We start from the raw sequence: 1,751 nt of genomic DNA, 5'->3' as shown, positions 1-1,751 counted from the left end.
CCGGCGCCGGTCGTAGACAATCTGGCGGGGTTCGTGCGCAGGCGCTGGGAGGCTGCGCGCGACGCCAAGCAGCCGCACGAGCGGCGCATGCTGGACGCGCTGCGCCGGCGCAAGGGCGAGTACGACCCGGCCAAGCTCGCGGCGATCCGCGCCGCCGGGGGCAGTGAGATTTTCATCGGCATCACCGGCCAGAAGTGCCGCGATGCCGAAGCATGGATTCGGGACATCGACATGCCGGCCGGCGAAACGCCGTGGGCTATCGACCCGTCGCCAGTGCCGGAGCTGCCGCCGGACGAGATTGAGGAAATCCGGCGGGAAGTCCTGACGCGGGCGCAAGCAATTATGGCGTCCGGCATGCCGCTCGAAATGAGCCCTGAGGATTATCAGGAGCGGATTGCCGACCGCATGCGCGGCGAAATGCAGGAAGAGGCGAAGGAGCGCGCGCGCCGAATGGCCGACCTGGTCGAGACCCAGATGCAGGCTGCGAAGTGGAATCGCGTGTTCCGCGCATTCGTCGGCGATCTGGTGACGTTCCCGGCTGCGTGCATCCGCGGCCCGGTCATCCGCCGGCGCAAGCGCATGGCATGGGTGCAGGACGGTGCCGACTGGCGCGCAGACGTGGCCGATGAACTGCGACCCGAGTTCGATCGCGTCAGCCCGCTCGACCTGTACCCGTCGGCGGACGCGACGGACATGGCGCGCAGCTACATGTGCGAAGTCATGTCGATGACGCGCTCCGATCTGGCGGCCATGATCGGTGTGCCGTCGTTCTCGGAGGCTGCGGTACGCGCCGCGCTCGATGAGTACGACCGCGGCGGCGCCCGCGGCGACTGGCTTGCGTACAACGACAGCGAGCGCGAGCGCGTCGAGGGCCGCGATTCAGCGCGCGCCGGCAGCGACACCGACACGATGCGCGCGCTGTCCTACTGGGGCAGTGTGCCGGGCAAGTGGCTGACGGAATGGGGTCTCGCCGGCATCACCGACCCGCAGGCCGAGTATCAGGTGAACGTCTGGCTGGTCGGCCGGCACGCGGTGCGCGCGATGCTGAACGATGATCCGCTCGGGCGCGACCCATACCACATCACGTCATTCGCCCGCGTCCCCGGCAGCTTCTGGGGCAGCGGCGTGCCTGATCTGTGCGAGGACGCGCAGGACGGCGCGAATGCCGCGGCGCGCGCGCTGGCCAATAACGTCGCCTTCGCGTCCGGCCCGCTGACCGAGATGGATGTCAGCCGGTTCCCGAACGGCATTGCGCCGCCCATACAGCCGTGGCAGCGATTCGAAGTGGATTCCTACGGCGTGCAGCGCACCGATCCGGCCGTGCGCTTCTACCAGGCCGAGATGCACGGCGCCGAGTTGATCAACGTCATCGAATTCTGGCTGGACAAGGCCGACCAGGTGACCGGCATCCCGCGCTACATGCACGGAGACCAGGAGGCCACCGGCGCAGCCACGACGATGGGCGGGCTGTCGATGCTGATGGCGGCGAGCGCGAAGGGCCTGAAGGACGTTCTCGGCAACATCGACGCGGACGTGCTGGAGCCGGCCGTTGAGCGAATGATCGAGCACAACAACCGCTACAGCACCGACCCGGCCGTCAAGGGCGACCTGCATGCGCGGGCGCTCGGCGGCAACTCGATGATGATGCGCGAGCGGCAGGCGCAGATGCGCTCCGAATTCCTCGACAGGACCAACAACCCGAACGACATGCAGATCATGGGCATCGAAGGCCGCGCCGAACTGCTGCGCGA

General features: G+C 68.1%; 1 protein-coding gene. It reads left to right on the top strand.

The window, feature by feature from the left end; translation table 11 throughout:
• Positions 1-87: 87 nt before the first annotated feature.
• On the top strand, positions 88-1,751 hold a 1,664-nt coding region (locus tag PKE44_RS12540), incomplete at its 3' end, for a hypothetical protein (RefSeq protein WP_324551702.1).

Source organism: Plasticicumulans sp. (assembly GCF_035331805.1).
Lineage (GTDB): Bacteria > Pseudomonadota > Gammaproteobacteria > Competibacterales > Competibacteraceae > Plasticicumulans.
This window is presented reverse-complemented; position numbering and strand designations above follow the sequence as displayed.